24 protein-coding genes are annotated in these 24,523 nt (G+C 41.6%); 22 read left to right on the forward strand and 2 right to left on the reverse strand.

Annotation, left to right across the window (positions count from 1 at the left end; genetic code table 11):
• Window positions 1-295 precede the first annotated feature (295 nt).
• The 15 genes from J2T13_RS18670 (at window position 296) to J2T13_RS18740 (ending at window position 16,833) form a co-directional block, all read left to right on the forward strand.
• Window positions 296-1,288 carry an LCP family protein gene (locus J2T13_RS18670; RefSeq protein ID WP_429373875.1) on the forward strand — a complete coding sequence of 331 codons (993 nt, stop codon included), beginning with the start codon at window positions 296-298 and terminating at the stop codon, window positions 1,286-1,288.
• 131 nt (window positions 1,289-1,419) lie between these two features.
• Window positions 1,420-1,845 carry a CBS domain-containing protein gene (locus J2T13_RS18675; protein ID WP_429373876.1) on the forward strand — a complete coding sequence of 142 codons (426 nt, stop codon included), beginning with the start codon at window positions 1,420-1,422 and terminating at the stop codon, window positions 1,843-1,845.
• 170 nt (window positions 1,846-2,015) lie between these two features.
• Window positions 2,016-2,318 carry a MazG-like family protein gene (locus J2T13_RS18680; protein ID WP_429373914.1) on the forward strand — a complete coding sequence of 101 codons (303 nt, stop codon included), beginning with the start codon at window positions 2,016-2,018 and terminating at the stop codon, window positions 2,316-2,318.
• A gap of 6 nt (window positions 2,319-2,324) precedes the next feature.
• Complete coding sequence (locus tag J2T13_RS18685) at window positions 2,325-3,245, forward strand: DUF2232 domain-containing protein (RefSeq protein WP_429373877.1); 921 nt, start codon at window positions 2,325-2,327, stop codon at window positions 3,243-3,245.
• A gap of 15 nt (window positions 3,246-3,260) precedes the next feature.
• Complete coding sequence (locus tag J2T13_RS18690; RefSeq protein ID WP_429373878.1) at window positions 3,261-5,261, forward strand: DHH family phosphoesterase; 2,001 nt, start codon at window positions 3,261-3,263, stop codon at window positions 5,259-5,261.
• Window positions 5,258-5,701: a 50S ribosomal protein L9 gene (rplI, locus tag J2T13_RS18695; protein WP_429373879.1), complete on the forward strand. Its 444-nt coding sequence runs from the start codon at window positions 5,258-5,260 to the stop codon at window positions 5,699-5,701. The genes J2T13_RS18690 and rplI overlap by 4 nt, the downstream gene beginning before the upstream one ends.
• A gap of 1 nt (window position 5,702) precedes the next feature.
• On the forward strand, window positions 5,703-7,061 hold the full coding sequence (dnaB, locus tag J2T13_RS18700) for a replicative DNA helicase (RefSeq protein ID WP_429373880.1): 1,359 nt from the start codon (window positions 5,703-5,705) through the stop codon (window positions 7,059-7,061).
• A gap of 209 nt (window positions 7,062-7,270) precedes the next feature.
• The gene (locus J2T13_RS18705) at window positions 7,271-8,560 is read left to right on the forward strand and encodes an adenylosuccinate synthase (protein WP_429373881.1); all 1,290 of its coding nucleotides are present in this window, start codon (window positions 7,271-7,273) and stop codon (window positions 8,558-8,560) included.
• A 203-nt stretch (window positions 8,561-8,763) separates the two neighbouring features.
• Window positions 8,764-9,438, forward strand: a complete 675-nt coding sequence (locus J2T13_RS18710) for a hypothetical protein (protein ID WP_429373882.1) — start codon at window positions 8,764-8,766, stop codon at window positions 9,436-9,438.
• Between the two features lie 260 nt (window positions 9,439-9,698).
• Window positions 9,699-11,216: a peptidoglycan DD-metalloendopeptidase family protein gene (locus J2T13_RS18715; RefSeq protein ID WP_429373883.1), complete on the forward strand. Its 1,518-nt coding sequence runs from the start codon at window positions 9,699-9,701 to the stop codon at window positions 11,214-11,216.
• Window positions 11,217-11,381: 165 nt separating this feature from the next.
• On the forward strand, window positions 11,382-12,110 hold the full coding sequence (gene yycF, locus J2T13_RS18720) for a response regulator YycF (protein ID WP_429373884.1): 729 nt from the start codon (window positions 11,382-11,384) through the stop codon (window positions 12,108-12,110).
• A complete protein-coding gene (gene walK, locus J2T13_RS18725) occupies window positions 12,110-13,936 on the forward strand; it encodes a cell wall metabolism sensor histidine kinase WalK (RefSeq protein WP_429373885.1) in 1,827 nt (608 codons plus the stop codon). Before yycF ends, walK begins: the two co-directional genes overlap by 1 nt.
• Window positions 13,933-15,210, forward strand: a complete 1,278-nt coding sequence (locus tag J2T13_RS18730) for a YycH family regulatory protein (RefSeq protein ID WP_429373886.1) — start codon at window positions 13,933-13,935, stop codon at window positions 15,208-15,210. Before walK ends, J2T13_RS18730 begins: the two co-directional genes overlap by 4 nt.
• Before the next feature lie 57 nt (window positions 15,211-15,267).
• Entirely contained in the window at window positions 15,268-16,020 is a 753-nt protein-coding gene (gene yycI / locus J2T13_RS18735) for a two-component system regulatory protein YycI (RefSeq protein ID WP_429373887.1), read from the forward strand.
• Between the two features lie 6 nt (window positions 16,021-16,026).
• Complete coding sequence (locus J2T13_RS18740) at window positions 16,027-16,833, forward strand: MBL fold metallo-hydrolase (protein ID WP_429373888.1); 807 nt, start codon at window positions 16,027-16,029, stop codon at window positions 16,831-16,833.
• Here J2T13_RS18740 and J2T13_RS18745 read toward each other — a convergent pair.
• Window positions 16,802-17,008 carry a hypothetical protein gene (locus tag J2T13_RS18745; RefSeq protein ID WP_429373889.1) on the reverse strand — a complete coding sequence of 69 codons (207 nt, stop codon included), beginning with the start codon at window positions 17,006-17,008 and terminating at the stop codon, window positions 16,802-16,804. The two genes, J2T13_RS18740 and J2T13_RS18745, sit on opposite strands and share 32 nt — an antisense overlap.
• A gap of 409 nt (window positions 17,009-17,417) precedes the next feature.
• Here J2T13_RS18745 and J2T13_RS18750 point away from each other — a divergent pair, with 409 nt between their 5' ends.
• The 4 genes from J2T13_RS18750 to rlmH all read left to right on the forward strand — a co-directional run bounded on the left by J2T13_RS18750 (window position 17,418) and on the right by rlmH (window position 19,959).
• Complete coding sequence (locus J2T13_RS18750; RefSeq protein WP_429373890.1) at window positions 17,418-18,665, forward strand: S1C family serine protease; 1,248 nt, start codon at window positions 17,418-17,420, stop codon at window positions 18,663-18,665.
• Window positions 18,666-18,868: 203 nt separating this feature from the next.
• A complete protein-coding gene (locus J2T13_RS18755; RefSeq protein ID WP_429373891.1) occupies window positions 18,869-19,036 on the forward strand; it encodes a CxxH/CxxC protein in 168 nt (55 codons plus the stop codon).
• A gap of 58 nt (window positions 19,037-19,094) precedes the next feature.
• The gene (locus J2T13_RS18760; protein WP_429373892.1) at window positions 19,095-19,250 is read left to right on the forward strand and encodes a hypothetical protein; all 156 of its coding nucleotides are present in this window, start codon (window positions 19,095-19,097) and stop codon (window positions 19,248-19,250) included.
• Between the two features lie 229 nt (window positions 19,251-19,479).
• The gene (gene rlmH / locus J2T13_RS18765) at window positions 19,480-19,959 is read left to right on the forward strand and encodes a 23S rRNA (pseudouridine(1915)-N(3))-methyltransferase RlmH (protein ID WP_429373893.1); all 480 of its coding nucleotides are present in this window, start codon (window positions 19,480-19,482) and stop codon (window positions 19,957-19,959) included.
• Window positions 19,960-20,546: 587 nt separating this feature from the next.
• Here the strand turns inward: rlmH and J2T13_RS18770 are convergent.
• Window positions 20,547-21,842, reverse strand: coding sequence for a hypothetical protein (locus tag J2T13_RS18770; RefSeq protein WP_429373894.1), 1,296 nt, complete (start codon window positions 21,840-21,842; stop codon window positions 20,547-20,549).
• Between the two features lie 393 nt (window positions 21,843-22,235).
• Between J2T13_RS18770 and J2T13_RS18775 the strand changes: the two genes are divergently transcribed.
• The 3 genes from J2T13_RS18775 to J2T13_RS18785 all read left to right on the forward strand — a co-directional run bounded on the left by J2T13_RS18775 (window position 22,236) and on the right by J2T13_RS18785 (window position 24,136).
• Entirely contained in the window at window positions 22,236-23,018 is a 783-nt protein-coding gene (locus tag J2T13_RS18775) for a hypothetical protein (RefSeq protein WP_429373895.1), read from the forward strand.
• Between the two features lie 43 nt (window positions 23,019-23,061).
• Window positions 23,062-23,670 (forward strand): hypothetical protein, encoded by a 609-nt coding sequence (locus J2T13_RS18780; RefSeq protein ID WP_429373896.1) that lies wholly within the window; start codon window positions 23,062-23,064, stop codon window positions 23,668-23,670.
• A gap of 130 nt (window positions 23,671-23,800) precedes the next feature.
• Window positions 23,801-24,136 carry a hypothetical protein gene (locus tag J2T13_RS18785; protein ID WP_429373897.1) on the forward strand — a complete coding sequence of 112 codons (336 nt, stop codon included), beginning with the start codon at window positions 23,801-23,803 and terminating at the stop codon, window positions 24,134-24,136.
• Window positions 24,137-24,523 lie beyond the last annotated feature (387 nt).

The following is a 24,523-nucleotide window of genomic DNA, read 5'->3' on the forward strand; positions in this document are numbered from 1 at the left end:
TTTGTGTAAGTATTTGTGGAATATTTATAGGTGGAGCAGCATTTATTAAGGAATTTATAGGTGGATTAATAGAGTGAATCCAGAATAATGACACAAATGGTTAAAATATTGTTGGTTTCTTTTTAATAGTTTTAAGTTTACAATTGGATTGGTGTTTTTAAAAATTTCTATTATTGATGCTTCAAATGAGGTTTGATCTGTTTAAATATCGAAGGGAGGCATGAGGGTACTTATTATCATTTTATCTAACTGAAATCATTCAAATTCATCCTATATATAAAGAAGGAATTGAAATATGAAGAAACGAACAAAAGGTTTAATCATAGCTGTAACTGTCCTATTGTTAGTGGGGGCTAGTAGTTTAATTTTTCAGAAACAGTTGGCTATCCTGGCCTTTGACTTATTCTTATCTGAACAGGTAGAGGATACGTTACAAGCGAAATCTTATAAACCCTTAGAGGGTGATCAACCCCTTAAAGCCGAGACTGTTTCCTTTCAGACTAAGCCCTTCTCAATGTTGCTGTTAGGTACGGATCAACGTGGTGACGAAACAGCACGTTCGGATACGATGATGTACGCGGTAGTAAGACCGAAGGAATCCAAGGTGCTCCTTGTCTCTGTTCCTCGCGATACGTATACAGAGATTGTGGGTAAGGGGAAGAAGGATAAGGTTAATCACGCGTTTGCATTCGGGGGACAACAGATGGCCATGGATACTATGGAGGCATTGTTGGACCACGAGTTAGAGTATTATGCAACGATTAACTTCATAGGGCTGAAAGACGCAGTAGATGCTCTGGGTGGCGTGGAGCTACCGATTGGTAAAGATATTGTGAATAAGGAAGCAGACCATGAGAAGTTCACGGTAGAGGCTAATAAACCTATCTATACAGGTGAAGAGGCACTGAATTATGTACGTTATCGGGAAGACAGTGGGTTCAATCGGACGAAAAGACAGCAGATCTTTCTAGATTCCGTTGCCAAAAAGATGAAGAATTTAAACCAAATTACGAAAATCCCGGATCTGTTAGAGATTATGGGGTCTAACTTTCAGACGAATATGCAGCCTAAATTCATTATAGATCTAGCTAAACAGATCATGACGGGTAATGATACTGAAATTGTGAGCTATAGCATCTCGGGAACGGGTGTGCGAATTAATGGGGTATACTACGATGAGCCTGATGAAGATACTCTGAAATATGCACAGGATATGATCGATAATTGGATGAGTCAGAGTACGACTTCTGAGCAACTTATGCAACCCGATGATCAAGAGCTAGAGTAACAGGGTTATTGGTAAAACGGCAGTTCACTCATGGACTGTTGCTGCAATATCGTATGGAACATTCGGCGGTTCCATACGTATATAGGTAGGGGGGGACCTTCAATTAGGGACCATAAGGAGGACTACGTTACATGAATATAGCGTTTTTTCTACTTCCAAAACAAGAAGTGGTATGCTTGACGACAGAAACAACCTTGCGACAGACGTTAGAGCGAATGGAATATCATCGATTTACCTCCGTACCCATTCTTGATAAGAAGGGTGAATATGCTGGAACCATTACCGAAGGTGATCTATTATGGTATATGAAGAATTCAGAAGGTAAAGTTACATTTGAGAACGCTACGAAATTTCTTTTAAAAGATATTCCTCTCAGAATGAGTAATAAACCCGTCTCAATCGATGCCAACATGGAAGATTTAATTAATCTAGCTAAGGTTCAGAATTTCGTGCCTGTGGTGGATGACATGAACCGGTTTATAGGTATTGTACGCAGAAGCCAAATTATTGAATATTGCGAGAAATTCGTATCCAAGGAGTCCATGAATTCTCATTAAATGATTTCCCTATAATATGAATAGGCTTGCTATCATTAAATAGCTAAGACAGAAATAGCTACATAGCAGGTCTTTTTGCTGTCTATCTCTGCTAGGGTCTTGATGTAAGCACCTGGCTTTTGTGATATAATCGAGAATAAAGCTTTTTCAGGGAGGTTAACGTGTCAAATATGCCAAAGGATTTGGATGTAGCCAAACGCGCAAAAGTCATTGAATGGCTGAAGACCGAAGTGGTCGACCAGGTATCCCGATTGTTCAAGGCATTATGGGAAGGCAGCACAGCTCGGGTAGGCGATAGTCTTGCTAGTCTCATCATGAGTTCTTATATTCTGGGACGTAGGCTTGGTGTACCTTATCGTGACATCGATAATCTTTTATTGGATAAGCTAAAGAAACACAAACAAGAAGGGCATCAGCTTGAAGATTGGTACCAAGATATTTCCGCGCTTGAAGAACATGTGCGTAAGAGGTGAAAACATTTGAAATTTAATTCTACTTCGGCAGTGTGGAGCGGTGTTTATCTACTCCTGCTGCTGTCTTTACAGTATCCTGCTGCATCCATTTTCACAATATTTTGTATGATTGTGCCCGTTGTGCTTTTGTTTAATATGTTGAATACGAAGCAGTTCATCGTGCATATGGTTCTAGTCTGGGCAATCGCAGTACTAATTACTTCGGATGCCTCGCTACTCTTGATATCGGCGTATTTTGCGATTCCGGCCATTGTAATGGGAATTTGTTATAAGAGACGCACCTCATCACTGCGTACGATCGCATTAGGTGCTGGAGCAATTCTGATTGAGCTTCTCTTAATGCTTCTCTTAGGAAGATTGCTCTTCCAATTCGATCTTTCTGAATATATTCGTGAGATGGTGAATATGTTCACAGAACCTCTAATGGACGTAAATAATAATCCATTCATGAGTAATATCAACTGGACGGCCGATGATACTAAATATGTAAGTACGCTTACAGTATTAAAGATACCCTATGCGCTTATTGTCAGTTCATTTCTGATGGCTATAATAACGCACGCCTTAGCAAGACCTCTTCTAACTAGAATGGGTTATAACGTAACGAAGTTGAAGCCTGCCCATGAGTGGAGATTTCCGAGATCACTGATCTGGTATTACTTACTAGGTGTGGTGATTGAGATTATTGCGCATAACTCTGACAGTTCATACTTTAAGATGATAGCTGCAAACATGGTTCCAATCATTATTATGTGCTTCAAAATACAAGCGATTGGATTCTTGTTCTTTCTTGCCCATACACGCAGATGGAACAAAGTGATTCCCGTATTGCTCGCTTTTCCCGTCGTGCTTATTTCACCATTGGTTATTATCGGTATTATCGACTTAGCCTTTCCACTGCGTCAGCTTATGACGAAATCCAAATGATAGGATGATACGTTCATGCCTAAATTTCTACAGAAACGCTGGCACGGCTACTATACCATATGGGCGTTCATGCTTCTATTGCTGCTTGTCATCTGTGTCTCGTGGTATAACTGGCCACTAGGTATCGTCTCTCTGTGTGTTGTAGGAACGTTGTGCTACTTCATATTAAAGACGGAAATGACCTTCCGCAAAGATTTGCTAGAATATATCAATGGCCTTTCATTCCGCATTAAAAGGGTGGAAAGCGATGCGATAAGTATGTTACCCTTCGGTATTGTACTTTATAGTGAAGATCGGAGTGTAGAGTGGCACAATCATTACGTAGGTGACATATTTAAGCGCAAGTCGTTGATTGGGATGACATTGCAAGAGATGTTCCCGCAACTTTCGGCGACCTTTGGTGATAAGAAAGAGGGAAACAAAGAGAACACGCATAAGGAATACCAAGCTCAGACTGAAATTCAATATGAAGATCGGCACTTTCAACTGGTTATGATTCCAGATGAACGACTGATTTATTTGTATGATATTACGGATTTGATGGTGTTAAGGTCAAGGTATGAGGATGAGAAGCTAGCATTAGGAATTATAATGATTGATAACCTAGATGAAGCAGCTCAAGGAATGGATGACCAACAACGTACAGCAGTAATTGCTAAAGTTGCCAGTGAGATTACAAGCTGGGCTAGAATGTATAAGATATACTTAAGAAGGTTGTCATCTGATCGTTATCTTATGGTGCTCCATTATAAATCACTTCAGGAATTAGAGAAGAGTCGATTCGTCGTCTTAGATGAGGTTAGAGAAATGACTGCGGATCTGAAAGTACCGATGACATTAAGTATTGGTATGGCTTTCGGTTCGGATAGTATTACGGAGCTTGGAGAGTTAGCACAATCCAGTCTAGATATGTCACTGGGCCGTGGTGGTGACCAGGCAGCGGTGAAGGCGGGTCAGCGGTTATCTTTCTATGGCGGTAAATCTGGTGCAGTAGAGAAGCGGACACGAGTTCGAGCGCGGGTCATTGCGCATGCGCTGCGGGATTTAATGCAAGAAAGCGACAAAGTGATCATTATGGGACACAAGATGCCTGACATGGATGCTATTGGTGCATCCATAGGGGTACTTAAAGCGGCTCAAATGTATAATGTCGATTCTTATATCGTACTCTCGGACAACAACCCATCTATTGAACGAATGATGGAACAGGTGAGTAAAGATGAGAGACTCATGCAGCGGTTTATAACTCCGGAGCATGCTTTGCAGATGCTTAGTCAGAACAGTCTGCTCGTTGTTGTTGATACACATAAAGCATCGATGACGATGGAGCCACGTCTTGTGCATAATGCCGCTAGGATTGTTGTTGTAGACCACCACCGTCGTGGGGAAGAGTTTATAAACGATGCTGTACTTGTCTACATGGAACCATATGCTTCATCTGCCAGCGAACTCGTAACGGAGCTGTTACAATATATTCATGAGAAAGTCATGCTTAGTCCGCTGGAAGCTACAATGTTATTAGCGGGTATTATTGTAGATACGAAGCATTTTGCACTTCATACAGGATCTAGAACCTTCGAAGCGGCAGGTTTCCTACGCCGTGGAGGTGCCGATACGGCGATGATTCAGCGAATGCTGAAGGAAGACCTTCAGGAGTATCTAGCAAAGGCAGAGATTATTAAGAAGGCTAAGATGGTTCATAACCACATTGCACTAGCTGTAACGGAATCTGGGACGGTAATATCGCAGCTATTCATTGCACAGGTGGCAGACACATTGCTTAGTATGACGGATGTTGTAGCTTCCTTTGTTATCAGTGAACGTCCGGATGGATTGATTGGAATAAGTGCCCGTTCTTTAGGGCGGATGAATGTGCAAGTTGTGATGGAGGAGCTCGGCGGCGGCGGGCATTTGACGAATGCTGCTGTTCAGCTTAAGGGTACCGTAAGTGAAGCGGCAGCGAAGCTTGAGGAAGTGCTGGCGCAAATTGAGGAGAAGGAAGGGCTATTCGAATGAAAGTCATTTTTATAAAAGATGTTAAAGGCCAAGGGAAAAAAGGGCAAGTCAAAGAAGTATCTGAAGGATACGCAGCGAATTTCTTATTGCCACGTGGATTAGCTAAATCGGCAACAGATGGCAACATGAAGACGCTTGAGAATCAGACTGTAGCCGAACAGAATCGTAAGGATCAGGAGAAAGAGGAAGCTCAAGCGCTAGCTAAGAAGCTAGAGGGGATGAATATCGTCCTTAGTGCTAAATCTGGTGAAGGTGGACGTCTGTTCGGAGCTATTACGAGTAAACAGATTGCTGAAGCGTTGGCGGCACTTGGCGTGAAGATTGATAAACGTAAGATTGAGCTAGGTGATCCGATTCGGAACTTAGGCGTAACTCAGGTACCTGTGAAGTTACATTCTGAAGTAAAAGCAACGTTGAAGGTCCAAGTAGCGGAGGGATAAAATGGGTGGCGAGCTTTTTTTTGATAGGATTCCCCCACAAAATTTAGAGGCAGAACAAGCTGTTCTCGGCGCTATATTACTACAAAGTGAAGCTATGATCACGGCAATGGAGCGGGTACAAACCGAGGATTTCTATGATAAGCCACATCAGTTAATCTATGAAGCTATGATTGACCTCGGGGAGCAGAATCAACCGATTGATTTAATTACACTGACCTCATTGCTCCAGGATCGTGGCCAACTTGAAGATATAGGCGGCGTTAGTTATTTAGCGAGGCTGGCTCATGCTGTGCCAACGGCTGCTAACGTTGATTATTATGCACAAATTATTGAAGAAAAATCGATGCTTCGGCGCTTAATTCGTACAGCAACGCATATTGTGAGTGAAGGGTATACGGGTGGAGAAGATGTCTCCGGTATGTTAGGGGACGCAGAGCGAAGTATCTTAGAAATCTCTAACCGACGTAGCGGCAGCGGATTTGTGTTGATTCGTGACGTACTCATGGATGTATTCGAACGGGTAGAGATGTTGCATGAGAATAAAGGTGGAACCTCGGGAATTCCAACAGGATTCGTTGATCTTGATAAGATGACGAATGGTTTTCAACGAAATGACCTTATTATTGTAGCTGCCAGACCTTCTGTAGGTAAAACGGCTTTCGCGTTAAACATTGCTCAGAATGTCGCTGTTCGTGCCAAGGAAACGGTAGCTATTTTCAGTCTGGAAATGTCTGCACCTCAGCTCGTTCAACGGATGATCTGTGCTGAGGCTAACTTGGATGCAAATGCGATGCGTACGGGTGAATTTAAAGATGATGATTGGGCCAAGCTAACCATGGGGATCTCCTCTCTGTCAGAGGCAGAGATTTATATCGATGATTCACCGGGTATCACGGTAGCAGATATCCGTGCGAAATGTCGTCGACTTCAGAAAGAGAAGGGGCTTGGAATGATCGTTATCGATTATTTACAGCTTATTCAGGGTCGTGGTAAATCTGGAGAGAACCGTCAGCAGGAAGTATCCGACATTTCCCGTACACTGAAGCAGATTGCACGTGAGCTTGAAGTGCCCGTAGTAGCATTATCCCAGCTAAGTCGGGGTGTTGAGCAGCGGCAGGACAAGCGTCCGATGATGAGTGACTTGCGGGAATCGGGTTCAATTGAGCAAGATGCTGATATCGTCTCATTCTTGTACCGTGATGATTACTATAATGCGGATACAGAAAAAAAGAATATCATTGAAATCATTATTGCGAAACAGCGGAACGGTCCAGTAGGGACTGTTGAGCTTGTGTTTCTTAAAAACTTCAATAAATTCGTTAACTATGAAAGAGCCCATTCAGACCCATTTGCGGGATAATGTCATGTGACTATTCATGTTGATGAGAAATGGTAATCTAATTCCGAACAATCGCACAATACATTGTGCGATTGTTCGTTTTTAATTTGACTTTGAAAATCGAGGCTGGTAAACTAATAATGTTGCTTTACAGCAGTAAATGGAAATAATGATAGCGTGGAATATGAAATTAAAACCAAGGTGTATATAGCACCAAAAGGGGAATGAACATGTCAACAGTAGTCGTTGTGGGCACACAATGGGGAGACGAAGGCAAAGGCAAAATCACGGACTTTCTCGCGGAGAGCGCTGATGTGGTTGCCCGGTATCAAGGCGGCAACAATGCTGGTCATACCATTCTGATTGACGGTAAGAAATATAAACTCAGCCTGATCCCATCCGGTGTTTTCTATGATGATAAGACTTGTGTCATCGGTAACGGAATGGTGATTAACCCAGCTGCACTTATAGAAGAAATTAATTATATTCATGAAAATGGATTCACAACGGATAATTTAGTCATTAGTGATCGTGCCCATGTTATTATGCCCTACCATATACTTCTGGATGCATTGGAAGAAGATCGTAAAGGGCCGAATAAGATTGGTACAACACGCAAAGGGATTGGCCCTTGTTACATGGACAAAGCAGCGCGTAATGGTATTCGAATCTCTGATCTACTGGATGCAGAAGAATTCGAAGCTCGTCTTCGTCAAATGATGACTGAGAAGAACCATATGATTGAGCAAGTGTATGGTGTTGAGGCATTAGATGTAGAAGAGACGCTGAAGCAATACCTGGAATATGCAGAATTTATTAGACCGTATGTAACGGATACATCCGTCGTATTGAATGATGCTATTGATGCGGATCGCAAGGTACTGTTTGAGGGAGCACAAGGTGTAATGCTTGATATCGATCAAGGAACATACCCTTTTGTTACATCCTCTAATCCTTCCGCTGGTGGGGTGTGTATCGGTTCTGGCGTAGGTCCATCTAAGATCGAGCAGGTTATTGGTGTGGCTAAGTCTTATACAACTCGTGTAGGCGATGGTCCATTCCCTACAGAACTTGATAATGAGATCGGTCATTATATTCGTGAAAAAGGATTTGAATATGGTACTGTAACGGGCCGTGCACGTCGTGTAGGTTGGTTCGATAGCGTAGTTATACGTCATGCGCGTCGGGTTAGTGGTATCACAGGATTGTCCCTTAACTCCCTAGATGTTCTATCTGGACTTGAAACTGTGAAGATCTGTACAGGTTATAAATATCGTGGTGAAGTGATCGAATATTACCCAGCTAGTCTTAAGATGTTGGCAGAATGTGAAGCCGTCTATGAAGAGATGCCAGGTTGGAGTGAAGATATTACAGGAGCTAAGACATTAGCAGATTTACCTGAGAATACGCGTAATTATGTACAACGTGTATCTGAATTGACGGGTATTCCGATTGCAATCTTCTCTGTTGGACGTAATCGTGATCAGACGAATCAAGTACTACCTATTTACAAAGCATAATGGATTGAAATCCATATCATAAGCCTGTCTGCCGCTAAGCGGTAGATAGGCTTTTTTGTTGTACATACCCATAGAAAAATTATTGTTGCCACGTATCCTTATCTTTAGTTGGGATTGAAACCCTCACATATGGTCAATACTGTCATGTATATAGAATAAATTTAAGAAAGATCATCAAGATGGGTAGTAAAGGAGTGTGTGATATGAAATTTATGCAATGGCTGCTGAAGGTGACTTTGACGATTACATTGGTTTGCGGCTTGACGGTATTCACTACGGGGATGGTGGTAAATGCTTATCTGGAATCGATATTAGCTAAATTCAATATTCAGTTTGAGGGAGAAACATTTACATGGGGCGGTATGGTGCAAGGGATGTTCGGAACGAAGTCCAATACCAATACGAGCATGGATACTAATATCGTCAAGAATCCGGATCCGGATACCCATACGAATGTGGAAGTTGAGGAATCGTCCACGGTAAATAAAGATGATAAGACGGAAGGGACAAAGAGTGAGGGGGATTCTGAAGAAGCTGGAGAGGAGGCACCGATTGATGCGCTTCCAGTGATGGGACAGAATCAATCAGAGGAGTCAGATGTGGAAGAGCCGAATAATCGAAGTGAATCAGGAAAAGATCAATTAGTCATCGTGACACCGGATGAAGTTTTACGTAAAAAGGACAACTTACCTGTCGGCGAAAAAGAAGAAATTTTTAACATACTCATGACTAAGCTTCCTCAACAAGAAGTACAGAATATATCTACTGCCATGGAGAATGGCCTTACGGAACAAGAACTTATAAGCATAGAAAAGACGTTGTCCCAATACTTAAGTCAAGAGGAGTATGACAAATTAATGGCGCTACTGAAAGCATGAGAAAGCATGAGATAGGTATGATTGTCACATATTCGTAACTAATACTAAATAGACCAAATATTAGGTTGTATGAAAAAACCCGCGTGATTAGCGGGATTTTTGGCGTTTGGGAAAGGTTGAATAACACTTCAAGCATGTGTTAAAGTTAGTAATAGCGAAAAAGGTTAAAATTTTGAAACCTTTTGGGATGAAATCTAATTTTAAAAGGTGGCATCCGTTACGGAACCTAGTAGCGATTGGGCTGACAAAAGGAGATAACCATGAAAGTGTTCAAAAGTATACGAACGTTAAGAAAAAAGAAGGACATGCAGACATCCGGTGATATGGAACGGAGTGAACTGCAAATGGCGAAAGGCGTAAATACATCCCCTAAGGTCAGAAGATGGTTGACAGTGTTGGCATCCGGAGTGGTCATTACTGTAGGACTAGTATTTGCGGGAAATGAGTACATTAATGCCAACCATGTTACTTACTATAAGGTGTATGTTCATGACCAGGAGATCGGCAAGGTCAAGAACAAGGAGCAAATTGAACAATTATTTAACCAGAAGCGGGAAGAATATCAAAGTAAGTATCCTGATGTAGCAATGGTATTGCAAACGGAAGGCATTACGATGAAAGAGGATACTGCTTTTATGGAAGAAGTGGATAGTTCGACGACGCTTCAAAAGCTAGACGGCATGCTTAAGGCTTACGCTAAAGGTGTTGAGATGAAGGTGGATGGCAAGGTTGTTGCCATACTTAAGGATCAAGATGCGGTAGATGAGGTATTGGAGCAAGTGAAAGAAGAATACTTACCCGTAGCAGAGAAGAGTCAGCCAAATGTGAAACAGATGTCTTACTCGCCCAGCAAGGCGAGTGCCACAGTTGCACCAGAATCTTCTGTTCAATCGGTTAAAATTGGGGAAAAGGTGGACTCTACACCTGCTGAGGTTGACCCTAATAAAGTATTAAGTGTAGAGGATGCAACCAAGCTGATCGTAAAGGGTGCAGAAGCTCCAGTGCTGTATACGGTTGCTGAGGAAGATACAATAAGTTCTATCGCTAAGCGATACACGGTCAGCGAGAAAGAGATTTATCTTAATAATCCAGTTATCAAGGAGAAATATCTTCAAATCGGAGACACCTTGAAGCTGACGGCTCCTAAATCGCCTTTAACAGTGACTACGGTAGAGAAGATATCCGAAGAGGTTGTGACTGAACCTAGAGTGGAAATTCGCAAAAGTGGGGAGCTTCCTGCAGGTAAAACAAAGGTTGTTCGTTCAGGGCGTGAGGGTCTTAAAGTGATGGAATATCTCGTTACGAAAGAAAATGGACAAATGATCAATGAACAGTGGCTTGGTCAAGATGTCGTCACGGAGCCGCTAACGGAAGTTGTGTTGCAAGGAACTAAGGTTATCGGTCAAGGGTCAGGACAATTTGCTTGGCCAGTGAGCGGAGCAACCATAACCAGCACGTACGGTGCACGTTGGGGTAAAACTCACAAAGGTATTGACGTAGTATCGGGTAACCGTACAATTATGGCCTCAGATAGTGGTATTGTTAGCTTTACAGGCGTAATAAGTGGTTATGGAAATGCAGTGATTATTAATCATAGCAATGGTTACACGACGTTATACGGACATCTCAACAGTATTACTGTCCATCAAGGGGAAGCTGTTGAGCAAGGAACGGGAATTGGCATTATGGGGAATACAGGTCGCTCAACAGGGACGCATCTTCATTTTGAAATTCTCAAAAATAACGTCGCCCAGAACCCAATGAAGTACTTGGAATAGAGCTAACTATAAAGAGAGTAATACCTTACAAGGGAGGTATTGCTCTCTTTGCGATTTGACTGCTATATAGTAGTTATAGTAGGGTGTGGCTGTCCTTCAGGTGTGTTAAAATAATATAAAGAGAGCATAAGATCTATGTCTTGAAATATAAGGTGGGATAATGTCATGCAGGGAACCATTCTAGTCGTGGACGATGAACAACCTATTGCCGATATTCTGAAATTTAATTTAGAAAAAGAAGGTTATGACGTCATTTGTGCCTTGGATGGCATTAGTGCTGTTGAGTTAGCTTTGACCATGAAGCCTGATCTTATATTGTTGGATCTAATGTTGCCAGGTAAAGATGGGATGGATGTATGCCGGGAGGTACGGGCTGCACATTTACAAATGCCTATTATTATGCTGACAGCTAAAGACGGAGAGATCGACAAAGTATTAGGATTAGAGCTCGGAGCAGATGACTATGTGACCAAACCGTTCAGTACGCGTGAATTGTTAGCACGGGTGAAGGCACATATGCGGCGCCAGATGAAGGCAGCCATTTCGTCTGAAGCGCTGGCGGCAGATGAAGAGAAGCAAGGGATAAAGCTGTTTGACTTGTTCATTGATACGGATATGTATTTAGTGTTTAAGAATGGGGAACCGCTCGATCTGACGCATCGGGAGTACGAACTAATATTCTATCTTGTGAAACATGCAGGAAAAGTAATGACACGGGAGCATTTACTTCAGGCAGTATGGGGATTTGAGTATTTCGGAGATGTACGTACGGTAGACGTAACCATTCGTAGACTCCGTGAGAAAATAGAGGAGAATCCAAGTAAACCGGAATATATTCTTACCCGTAGAGGGCTCGGTTATGTCATGCGCAGTCCTAAAAACGGAGGGCTGTAATGAAGATAGCCTCCTTTTTCCGCACGATTCAGGCAAAGCTTATTATCGTATATATGCTGCTGATTCTAATCGCCATGCAGCTGATTGGCGTCTATTTCGTGAGTGCTATGAAAAATTCACTAACCAGCAACTTTACCAAAGATCTGCAAGAACAGGCAGAACTACTCTCAGTCATGGCTGCGGATAAATTGGGAGGCGACTTTGACGCCGGGAAGAATTCCGTTGAAAGCTTAGGGGTTATCGTAAACAATCTATTTAATTTAAGTGGAGTGGAGATTCAAGTACTTGATGCTAATGGTAAAGTACTGATTACTTCTCTATCTGCACATGCTAGTTATATAGGACGCAAGAATACCCAGACGGTGGTTAGTCGTGCACTTCAAGGCATTAGCGATAATGAAGAGTATATGATTGATGAAGACAATGAACGTAAACGAGTGGTAGCTAAGCCTGTCGTCAGTAACGGTAAGATTGTAGGTGCGATCTATATCGTTGCTTCCATGAGTGAGCTCCATGACACAATGGGACGGGTTAATAATATATTCATATCTGGGATTCTAATAGCGCTGGGCTTAACAGCTGTATTAGGTGTTATTCTCGCACATACCATTACGCAACCGATTATCGAGCTGACTCGCCATGCTAAGGCGGTAGCGGAAGGAAGCTTCGATCAGAAGATGCCGATCTTCGGTAAAGATGAGATTGGACAGCTGAGCGAAGCCTTTAACTATATGACAAGTCGGCTACAAGAAGCGTTGCTACAGAACGAAGAGGAGAAGGAGAAGTTAGCTTCGATCCTCACCAATATGAGTGACGGCGTCATTGCCACTGATGAGGCAGGACATATCATTCTGATGAACCGTCGTGCAGGAGAGATGCTCGATCTTGATGAGGACTCCGTAGTTACACGTGATATTACGTTATTGCTTAGACTTGACCTAGAGCAGGCACGGGCATTCACCGAAGGGACTATTAGTACAACGTTGTTGGAGATCAATCCAGAGGAAACAAACGAACCGAATATGGTACGTGTTACGTTCATGCCTATTTATCGGCGGGAGTTCGGGATTACAGGCACCATCGCTGTATTGCAAGATGTAACGGAGCAGGAGAAGTTAGAGGCCTCTCGCCGTGAATTCGTGGCGAATGTATCCCATGAATTAAGAACGCCACTGACGACGATAAAAAGTTATACAGAAGCGCTTGATGATGGGGCATTAGAGGAACCACAGTTAGCATCACGCTTCGTAGGTGTTATTCAGAATGAGACAGAGCGAATGATACGGCTCGTAACAGACCTTCTTCACTTATCGAGACTGGATAATAAGGAATCATTCTTACGTAAGCAGATGACCGATATGTTCGAGATGCTGGAGGATGTGAGTGACCGGTTTTCTTTTCAAATGCAGCAGAAGCAAATTCAATCAGAAATTACTGTGGAAGAGAAAATCCATAGTGCATGGCTTGATCGCGATCAAATTGACCAAGTGCTGGATAACCTCGTATCGAATTCACTGAAGTATACTCCTGAAGGTGGAAAAATAACGTTAGATGCTAGATTAACAGAGAATCATATGATTGCGATTTCCGTTCAGGATACGGGGATGGGAATCCCCAAGAAAGATCTAGGGCGAATTTTTGACCGCTTCTATAGAGTGGACAAGGCTCGTTCACGTAACATGGGAGGCACGGGACTTGGGTTGTCCATTGCCCGGGAAATTGTCAATGCACATGGTGGAACAATATCTCTTCAATCAGAATTTGGACAAGGCACGAAAGTCACCTTTACACTGCTTCTGCAAGAAGAGGGAGGGGAGACGATATGAAGGAGAAGCTTAAAACCGTGTTGTTAGTGTTGCTGGTAACAAGTAGTCTCGTACAGAGCTACTTCTTAATGTATCGCCTCCCGGGTAGCGATTCTGTAGCTAAAACAGCAACGAATTATATCAAGACGGATGATATGGGACCGGAAGAACGCGCAGAGAATCTTATTTATCCGGATAAAATGGTCATTCATATGGGGGGCGATAAGCACACGATCTTCTATCCCCATTCGACCTTCTATGATTTGATATTCTCTCGTCTACAGGCACGGAGCTTCGATAGTTTTCAACGTCGGTCTATACAGAATATTGATATCAGCGAATTACGCGCTCAGAATGATGGGATTGAATTAACCTTTGCTTCGGGGGTACCTGTAACTCTTCTGGAGCGAGTGATGCAGATTCAGCCAGACGCATTGTTCCAAGCGGAGCAGATTGATCGTATTTGGATATATAATGTTAAGAATGAGACGAAGGCGCACGCACTGTTCTTTAGCACCGAAGGGGACGTCGTCTATGAAGCGGGTAAAGCTGATCTCACCGCGCAGGATGTTCAGCAACATGTTGATTTCGGCAAAGAGTGGACGGCATATACTTCTATTAAGGGTTCCTATTATATCCCCGAGTCTGATATAGATATGGTGGAGGCTGAATTCGAAATTGGAGTGTACGATACGGAGCAAATGCAACGGAGTCTATTCGTTGATCCAAGCATTACCCGTAACATAAGGGAAAAGGACGGTTCGGAGATTTATACGGATAGCAAGCGTAGTCTACAAGTTAGGCAGGAGCAAAAGTGGATGAGCTATACAGATCCCGCAGCCCTGCCTGCTGGTGAGAGTAGTGCAGGTTCTGATGTACTAGCTGCCATTGATTTCGTGAACCAACATGGTGGATGGAATGGTGATTATCGGTTGAGTGTGGTTGGAGATGGTGAACCGGAGAATAAGGTAGTGTTCCAGCAGTACTATGGTGCATATCCCGTTCTGGATACCCCCCAATTTCAATATGGTGTCATGACACTGAACTTACAACAGGGCACTGTATCTTCTTATCAGCGATCGTTGATCTACAGTGAATCTGGAGTCGCAAGTAAGAAAGTGAAGAAATTGCAGGGCGGGGATAAGCTGAGAGCTAGGCTTAAAGATGTAGAGAAAATATCGGTCATTGTGGATGTATACCCGGCCTATCAGCCTTCATTGACGAAGAATGGCATAAGGCTTACCCCCGTATGGGCAGTAAGGTTACAGAATGGCACAGTGACTGTGCTGAAGTAAGCAGGGTTCATCGGGTGGGAATTGTTGATAAATGTACCTAGTGAAGGAGGAACAAGGATGGATTGGGGACGAGCTAAAAATGTACTTATATACGCGTTCTTGTTGCTTAATCTTGTGCTGAGCTATCAGTTATGGACAGATGTACGCGAGCAGGCGAACACTAATCTAGACTTTACTTCACTAGGCGCAAATACACAGAAGGTGATGAAGGAGAAGAATATTCAGATCTTGTCACTGATTCCGAGCTATACACCTGTGCTTCCGAAGATTACTTATCATTACCTCTCTGGAGAGGGTATCAGTACGCCCGTGGTGTTAGATCAGCCGATTGATAGTAAGTTAGTTTTTATTGGTAACGATCTAGTGAAGGCATTAGCCAATCAAATTCCTCAAATTAATCAATATCAATTCGATTCTACATCTAGAGAAGATGGTATCTTCGTATTCCTCCCTCTTGTTGAGGAGAAATGGCCATTGTTCAATGATCAGACGAGATTAAGCTTAATATATAGTAATCAGAAGATTAATTCCTATCAACTATCGCTGATTGACATTGTTCCTTCAAACGAAGAGGAACAGCAGAAGGTTCTACCTGCAGCAGATGCACTAGGTACCTTAATTGATAACAATTATATTCCACCGAATTCGGTGGTGAAGGATATAAAGCTAGGTTATTATGGAGAGACGTTTAATTCGGAGAATCAGGTAGCAGCTCCTGCATGGCGTTTCACATTAGAGAACGGCGTGTACTATGTGCAGGGGATTAGTGGGGATGTTATTAGCCCTAAGACAGAGAAAGTAAAGGAGTAGAGATTCATGGGGATATCTTTTACCGTATTATCGAGTGGTTCAACAGGGAATGCAACGGTGGTTACGAACGGGGAAAATACCCTTTTGATCGATGCAGGGTTCAGCGCTAAGCGAATTGATGAGTTACTCAAGGAACGTGATCTCGTGGGGAGCGATATTGATGGGATCCTAATTACGCATGAGCATTCGGACCATATCAAAGGTCTGGGCCCAGTAGCACGCAAATATAATTTGCCGATCTATGCCAATGAGAAAACATGGGATGCCATGAACAAATCAATCGGAAAGATTGCTGAAGAGAATAGAATCGTGATGGATAGTGGTGAAGCGAAGGATTTCGGTACACTTCAAGTGGAATCTTTCGGGATTTCGCATGATGCTGCGGATCCTGTAGGTTACAATTTCTATGATGGAGAAGAGAAGCTTAGTGTCGCTACAGATTTAGGATATGTGAGTGATAAAGTGAAGCGGGCGATCTCGGATGCAGATGTGTTGGTATTGGAAGCGAACCACGATATTGAGTTGTTACGTATGGGACGCTATCCATGGAATACCAAGCGCCGTATTCTCGGCGATATGGGTCACCTCTCGAATGAGGCCTCTGGTGAAGCGATGAGCGAACTGCTAACCGGAGATACCAAACGGACGTATCTAGCGCATTTAAGTCGGGATCACAATATGATGGATTTAGCCAAAATGACTGTTCGGGACGCCATGGAAGAACGCGGGTGTTTCTATAAAGAAACGGATTTCCAATTGTGTGACACCTATTATGATCGTCCTACGCCATGGGATAAGGTGAGCAAGCCATAAATTGATCAAGCTCAGCTGCCTTATTTTCCATTTCTTCACGGGTAAAGATGCCTTTGTCTACTAACAGTTCGAGCATCGTGCTGATGGCGAGGGTATTGAGGTAATGCTCGTCCTTTAAATCCGCTAATTTGGCAATCATGGACACCAAGTCCGTAGATAGATTAGGTTGTTCCATCGTTCAAAAACCTCCTTCGATTTAGTGACAGTTCTTCCATCATCGACCATTAATCTCTTGGATAAAATAGTATGTCCGTAGAGATACATATGTTACAATTAAACGACTCATATGAATCTATGAAACTTTTTAATCAAGAGCTATATGGTTAGTGTAGTCTGTTTCTTTAAAAAACATTCCTTTAATTATATAAATTTGTGAAAAAATGAATAAAATTTTACAATTTGAATCAATTTCCAAACATTTTTTTGCAAAAGAGGTCTTTTGAAGCTTAAAGTGGCGTATTTCTGGTGATGTAAATGAAAAGGGGTTTAAAGTGCGGCCTTTTGGGTCCTTAAGTATTTAAAGGGATATAGGGTCGTAGCGACCCCGTTATGTGGTGCGTGACAACGAGGGGGAGAGAATCACAATGGGCTTGTTTAATGATGAATTTTACTCGACCAAAGTATCAAGACAGAAGAAACAATATACCAAATCTAAACCAAGATCCGTAAGTTGGCCTCAACCCCGTAGTCGTTCTGGTCTGTCCACATTGCAGGTTTCGTTGATTAGTTCGGTCGTTAGTGCCTGTCTGGCTGTTCTAGTATTCAGTCTAGTAACAGGGTTACCGACTTCAGCAAAAGACTCAGCTATGGTGAGTGCGGCTCCAATCCAGCAGAACGATGGCGACCCTTACGAACGTCTTATTCTGGCGGCAGCGAAGGTACGTCCTGCCGTGGTGAGTATCGTGAATTATAAGGATTATAAGAAGGATGTTCAGAAGTTAGATGAATCTGGCGTCGGGTCTGGTGTTATTTTTAAACAAGAGGACGGTCTTGCCTATATTATTACCAACAATCACGTCATCAATGAAGCGGAAGAGTTGGAAGTGATAACGGTAGACGGTGAGACGAAGAAAGCTACATTGGTCGGTACGGACTCCGTTAATGATATTGCAGTATTGTCTATAGATGATAAGGATATTAAGGTCATTGCCGAGTTGGGTGACTCAGACAAGTTACGTTTGGGCGAGACTGTAATCGCTATTGGGAATCCACTGGGGCTTGGAGACACATTAACCTCTGGGATTATCAGTTATACGGATCGTATCATTCCGGTGTCTCTGAACCAAGATGGTGTATATGATTGGGAACAAAGGGTCATTCAGACGGATGCTGCCATTAATGAAGGTAATAGTGGTGGGGCGCTGGTCGATTTAAATGGTAAAGTTATTGGTATTAATACGATGAAAATATCGGATGCTGGAGTGGAAGGACTAGGGTTCGCTATTCCTATGGATCAAGTGATGAAGACGGTTCAAGAACTAATGGACTATGGTAAAGTGTCTCATTCCTACCTTGGGGTATATACGGTAGATTTGAATAATTCCTTCTCTCCCATTGATGAAGATCAACGTAAGGAATTGAAACTACCTGATGAAGTGGAGGATGGGGTTCTCATTCTAGATGCGGTTGGTCCTGCGCTGGATGCAGGATTACAACTTAATGATGTCATTACGCAATTAAATGGTAAGGCGATCACCACAACACTAGAGCTACGGAAATTTCTCTATGATGAGACGAAGGTCGGAGATGAACTTACGGTTACCTACTATCGCGAGGGTGAACTAAAGACAGTGAAAGTGCTGCTGAAGGATAAGCCTGAGGGCGAGGAGTAAGGTAGATCGTGGGAAGGTACATATATACCTTCTACGGGTTGTGAACCTGAGGAGATAGGGGTATATTTAGTATATAAATTGAACTAAAGTTTACTCTCTCCTATGCTATAGTTTCTAATGAAATCAGGCATATGGAAGTTCGTCTTTATTTCATTTTATGTGTATAAACAGCAGAGTGTAATTCAGAAAGGATGCTTTCATTCATGTACGTAGTATGCAAAGATCATGTGGAGCTTGCTATTGATTTGTTCGTCGATGAATTTGAGGATGCACCAGATATTGTAGACTTGAAGGAAACAGAATTCTCCGATTGGGATCCACCGGTGAAATGCCGTGAATGCGAGCAATCCGCTCAATATTTGGTAGTCTAGAATAGAAGAGTTGAATATGGGATGTTAGGGAAGGGCGTGTTTATGCGCCCTTTTTGTATTGGTGGGAGAGAGAGCGGGAGCTTTCTTTGGGGGTATGGGTAAGGACAAGGATAAGGATAAAGATAAGGATAAGAATGAGAATGAGAACGGAATGAGAATAAGGGCAAAGGATTCGACCTTGAAATATCAGCGGGAAGGAATTGAAGATGAATAACAGGAAATTCTCCTGTAAATATGACTTGTACATTGAATGGAGATCATTTAACTGGAATTTATCCATCTAGGGTTGGCTGTGTTGCAGATACCTATAGTTAAGGACTGATTATGGGGCTGAACTGGAGAAGATGAGTAAAGTATAGAGGTTATTAGGTAGCTATATAAATTAAATAACTGAGAGATTCTATTTAGGAAGAGATACATAAATAAGATGGGGGTTGGTTGAGGTGTTTATTCAAATTATTGGCGTTGGCAAATTGAAAGAGAAATATTTAGTGTTGGGCATCCAGGAATATGCTAAGCGACTTACACCATACATTAAGTTCCAGATGGTGGAAGTAGCGGATGAGAAGGCTCCTGATACCTTGAGCGAAGCAGAGGTATCTATCGTTAAAGAGCGCGAGGGGGAACGCATCCTCGCGCATATTAAGAGCGAGGCGCACGTCGTCGCGCTCGCCATTGGCGGCCAGTTATGGAGCTCGGAAGAGCTGGCCGCAGAGATCGACAAGCTCGGCACCTACGGGACGAGCCATGTCGTGTTCGTCATCGGAGGAAGCCACGGGCTCTCCGATGGCGTGCTTCAGCGCGCCCAGCAGAAGCTCAGCTTCGGGCGCATGACGCTGCCGCACCAGCTGATGCGGCTGGTGCTGACGGAGCAGATTTATCGCGCGGTGAAGATTAATCGGGGTGAACCGTATCATAAGTAAATGATCCGAAATTTTTCGCATTAATCTCTTCCTGGGCGCGGAAAGTTGCCCTATGGGGCAGGGTGGGGGTGAGGCAACCCGAAGGGAAAATCGTTACTCAGGTGAGCCCTTATGGGCTTTCTTATGGCTTGCAGGTTATGTGAGCCTGGAACCCCAGTTCCTTATAGGTAGAAATAAATGAAGATAGAATCCAAAATAATTGAATTGCTTGTGCAGGGGTAGGTCATCCTTCTTTTAAAGCATTTAATTCAGTACGTAATCTTGTTTTTGATAAATAATTAACGACTATATAAATGTGATTTATTGAGTTTGGGTGATTTACCGTTCTTGTAAAACTAAGAACTCCGTGCTCAACATTATCACCGCGTCGTTGTAGTAGAATATTTGATCCAGTATATTTGGTACTCCATCTGGTTTTCTTCTTCTCAAGCTGAGCTGTAGATGGATTCATATTTCCTATATTTTTGAGAGCTTGTCCAATTACCTCTTGAAAATCAGTGGCAGATAATTGCGATGTTGTGTACTTCGCATGGTAGTAACAGATACTTTTTAAATTCCTGATGGATATGAATCGGCAAATTCGTTTCCTAAATCATCACAAAATAGATAATCAGCTCCTGAAGCAAGAATAGTATCAATAAAATTGAAAAGGGAATGTTCCTCGAATGTGGTTCTAGGGGAATTGAATCATCACTCTTCTCAAATCTAATATCCTCTAGCTCAGAATGTTCTTCTAGGACATCCATAAACGAATCCAAATTCGCTAAAAGTTTGTTGTCTTTAAAAAGCTTTTTATTAGAATACACTATATCAATCTCTGAGAAGGTAACTATAAAGCTTTGGGTTTTATTTATATAATCCAATAGCTTAATCTTAGAACCTGGGTACATAATAAAGACGTTTTGGAGTTTGGTCGAGCTGATCTTTAATGAGTTTTTATTTTTTTTTAAATACAATTTTTTATCGATAGGGTTCACTATTTTATATATAAATTTATCTGTGTTACCGATTTCAATTGTATTAAGTTCACAGAATGTATCAAATGTACCGAGGAAGGCTTGAAGATCAATAGACCTTTTTTTATTCATTCCATATCGGTATTCCACAATTTCAATTAAGCCTTGGTCGAGTTGGTCAAGTATTTCACTAAAATGAAAGAGAATACTTGTAGGGGTTAATCTATTTAGCGTTTCTTGCATATTTAATGGAATAGAGAAATTGTCCAAGTAGGTCTCTCGTAATTCAAAGTTTTTAATCTTGTCCACAACTTCAACAACCCATTGTAGATAATCATTAAATGAACCTTTTTTGCCCAGTTTGTTAATTCTAGAAGTATTCAGAGCAAGTGTGATTCTGCTGCTGTCTTGATTCTTAATTCTTATTGTGTTCAAGATATACTTACTTGCATATATAGAAGAAAATGTGTTTTTTAGGTCAACTGCCTCTACATTTCTTCTCCGAACAGCTTTATCACTTACGTCCATATTTGACATTGAGAACTTCCCAAAGAATGCCCTGTCGCTGAGAAATAGACGTGAAATTGTAATATAATCAATATCAATTATATAGTCGTAAAGAATCCTATCAATACTACTGACATTTTTCTTGCTTATAATAAGCATATCCGAGTATTGAACAATTAAGAGATAAGCATATTTTGGTTCCTCTTCATTTCCTTCAGAATCGAGAAAACTAGGTCTGTTCTTTTCTTTGAAAATGCATAGTGAGTAAGTAATAGTTTTATCTTCGATCTGTCTATTTTCATTAACAATTTTAGTAACAAAATGTCCTGTTTTATGTCGCGTGACCAATCGGAATAAACTATTAATGAAAGTGTTAGAGAGTCTACCTGAACTCGCTTTATACTCGCTTGGATTTGTCAACCGCTAATTTTAGTTTTGAAAAAATAAATCTGTATAAATAAAGGACTGCTAAGTAATGCAGTCCTTTATTTTGCAGTTATGAAAGAGTATAGACTAGTGACTCTTATAGTAGAAGTCGTTATTTAAAAGGAGGAGCTGGTATTGAAAACCAGACCTTTAATCTAGTAAAAAATAATTAATGAATATTTTGTGTGGAATATTACATATTTTTTAAATATTGTGTATACTTGTAAATAGTAGGTAACCATTTTTGGTAAAGATAAGGTGATAAAGTTACAAGTTTAAGTAAGAAAATATCATTTAGGAGGGACACTTGTGAAATAAAGTTTAAAGATGTTTTCTGGACTTTTGGCAATCCTCATGTTAATCGCTTTCTGCGTTCCGTCGCCTCAAGTGAATGCCGACAATAACCCTGTTTCAATTGATAAGCTGGCAGAATTAAGTAGTGAAAATCTATTAGATACACTTTTAGACAATGGACTCATATTACCTGAAGCATTAGAGCAGGATGAATATACAGAAAATGCTGTAAAAACAATTGTGGCCGATATTCAGCGGGGAGTAACAAGCGCAGACGTCATCCCGTATAATTATACGGAATTGGCAGAGTTGGCCAAGAGAGTCATGGATGTGTCTGAACCCAATAATATATCTGTTTTAGCCAGCTATACGTTAGCAAATAGTACAGTGATAGGGTCATGGTCAAGTAGCTATACAGGATATAATTGTTATGGATATTCCATAGGTAATTATGTCTTCCAAAATCCAGGATATCATTCAAATCAGAGTTTCAGCATGGGTTTAACTATCGCAAATATGGCAGACTTAGTAGTTGATGATCTGAATGTCCTCGGATATTGGGCGTTTAAGACAACCACTAAACCATCGTCATTGGCTAGTTATGAAAAAGTAGTAGCTATCAGAAAAGGAAGCCAAGATTACCATTTCATGAAAGGTGATACTTCAGGTAATAATTGGAGACATAAACCAGGAGGGACCAATCCTTTGATATGGAAGTTTGCGTCCCCCGGGCACACTATTTGGACAAATGAGTATTCAGCGTATAATGTAAGTAATCCTGGAGACATCACATATAATAGCTCTATTTATTACATTAAATACTGGTTAAAAAATGGTCCGGGTCCACAACCTACCTTAATTGATCCTGCAATTTGATTTGAAGGTTGTTTTATCGTAATCTCGTACAGGGGGTGCCGAGTTGAACATTAACACAATCAAAGTCAGCCGCCTAAGACGACTGTTCATCTTTACAGGTCTTGGATTGTTATTGCTTGGTGTCGGGTGCTCGCTGAAGACGAAAGAAGAAGTAAAGCTGAAGTCTGTAAGCGTACCTGCGGATGAAATGATTTCGATACCCTGGAATGAAGGGTGGTCAGTCGCAATCAGCGTCACCCCGGGCATCCCGGTTGAACTACGCGGCAGCGATGAAGTCATGTATGAAATATCCGGCGATACCAGCTTCTTATGTGTGGAGTCAGAGGGGAAACTCGAAAGAATGAGCAAGGGGGGAACCAGCAAGAACGCGGGGGATCGTTTCTACTGGAACCCATTCTTCGGGGACTCTCAGGTGCAACCCGCCGACATCAGAACCTCATGGATTCGCATTGTCCGGAAGCAGGAAGGATATACGACAGGTTTAGTTCTTATCAAGATATTATCTTCGCCGGGCAAGACAGTAAACGGTGGCGGAGGAGGGACTTTCAAAGCAGATATCATTGCAAGTCTGGAATTTCCCGGACAAGACGGGGCTTACCAGACTATCTCCGACCAGAAATTGAAGGAACTTGAAGCGACCTACACAAATTGAAAGAAAAAAAGAAGAATGCCTTGGGCTATACACAGTCCAAGGCATTCTACTTAATGCCATCATATCTACAAAGTTATGTAACAGAGTTTAAATATTTGTTCCATCAAACTTTAAATGTGCAAATGCAGATTTGGACTTACCAGAAGAGAATCAAGATTGTTATTACAATTATGCAAACAGTTGTATAAAATTTTTAGAATCCTATTTATACTACAGTTACCCTAATGCAAACGAAAAGGATGATAGTAAATTAATGCGATTTTCTGGGAATTATACTCGTTCAACTGTCATAACTGATAGAATTAATAACGAGTATTCACAACTTGCTGGAGTATTTGAAAGAAGTATAAATCCTATTGATATTCCTGAGATGAAAAAGTCCGCACAGTTTATTTTGAATAAAATAAACGTTAAAGATCCTGATCAATACAATGCCTTACTTGAAAGCATTGGAATAACCAGTTAATATATCTGGATTTCTTAGACAGAGTTAAATGTATTTTTAAAAGGTACTTCGGACAGCTAATTTTACCCGGAATAGTGTAGTATTAAATATATATATATATATTGTAGATAGATTTAAGGGCACACAATCGTGTGCCCTTAAATTTCGCTCTATAGATGTTACGGGGAACCGTATCACAAGTAGGGCGAAATTTTTTGGTTACGATAATGATATATCTTTATTTCGCATTTAAGGCAAATATACAATATAAGAAAACACAAGAGAATAACGTTTGGGATATTCAAGCGAGTAGAAAAGTGTTTAGAAATGCAGAAAATATCCGGAAATCTCCAACTCAATCAACCGCAATGATGTATACATTTATTCATGGTTTGGTTGATTTGAATT

This window comes from Paenibacillus sp. DS2015, from assembly GCF_050433705.1.
Classification (GTDB): Bacteria; Bacillota; Bacilli; order Paenibacillales; family Paenibacillaceae; genus Paenibacillus_AQ.

Bases quoted from the DNA above. Each gene is read 5' to 3' on its own strand.
- rplI (WP_429373879.1), top strand. From the start codon at position 5,258: ATGAAAGTCATTTTTATAAAAGATGTTAAAGGCCAAGGGAAAAAAGGG.
- J2T13_RS18690 (WP_429373878.1), top strand. From the start codon at position 3,261: ATGCCTAAATTTCTACAGAAACGCTGGCACGGCTACTATACCATATGG.
- dnaB (WP_429373880.1), top strand. From the start codon at position 5,703: ATGGGTGGCGAGCTTTTTTTTGATAGGATTCCCCCACAAAATTTAGAG.
- yycI (WP_429373887.1), top strand. From the start codon at position 15,268: ATGGATTGGGGACGAGCTAAAAATGTACTTATATACGCGTTCTTGTTG.
- J2T13_RS18715 (WP_429373883.1), top strand. From the start codon at position 9,699: ATGAAAGTGTTCAAAAGTATACGAACGTTAAGAAAAAAGAAGGACATG.
- J2T13_RS18755 (WP_429373891.1), top strand. From the start codon at position 18,869: ATGTACGTAGTATGCAAAGATCATGTGGAGCTTGCTATTGATTTGTTC.
- J2T13_RS18730 (WP_429373886.1), top strand. From the start codon at position 13,933: ATGAAGGAGAAGCTTAAAACCGTGTTGTTAGTGTTGCTGGTAACAAGT.
- J2T13_RS18680 (WP_429373914.1), top strand. From the start codon at position 2,016: ATGCCAAAGGATTTGGATGTAGCCAAACGCGCAAAAGTCATTGAATGG.
- J2T13_RS18675 (WP_429373876.1), top strand. From the start codon at position 1,420: ATGAATATAGCGTTTTTTCTACTTCCAAAACAAGAAGTGGTATGCTTG.
- J2T13_RS18740 (WP_429373888.1), top strand. From the start codon at position 16,027: ATGGGGATATCTTTTACCGTATTATCGAGTGGTTCAACAGGGAATGCA.
- yycF (WP_429373884.1), top strand. From the start codon at position 11,382: ATGCAGGGAACCATTCTAGTCGTGGACGATGAACAACCTATTGCCGAT.
- J2T13_RS18670 (WP_429373875.1), top strand. From the start codon at position 296: ATGAAGAAACGAACAAAAGGTTTAATCATAGCTGTAACTGTCCTATTG.
- walK (WP_429373885.1), top strand. From the start codon at position 12,110: ATGAAGATAGCCTCCTTTTTCCGCACGATTCAGGCAAAGCTTATTATC.
- J2T13_RS18750 (WP_429373890.1), top strand. From the start codon at position 17,418: ATGGGCTTGTTTAATGATGAATTTTACTCGACCAAAGTATCAAGACAG.
- J2T13_RS18705 (WP_429373881.1), top strand. From the start codon at position 7,271: ATGTCAACAGTAGTCGTTGTGGGCACACAATGGGGAGACGAAGGCAAA.
- J2T13_RS18745 (WP_429373889.1), bottom strand. From the start codon at position 17,008: ATGGAACAACCTAATCTATCTACGGACTTGGTGTCCATGATTGCCAAA.
- J2T13_RS18710 (WP_429373882.1), top strand. From the start codon at position 8,764: ATGAAATTTATGCAATGGCTGCTGAAGGTGACTTTGACGATTACATTG.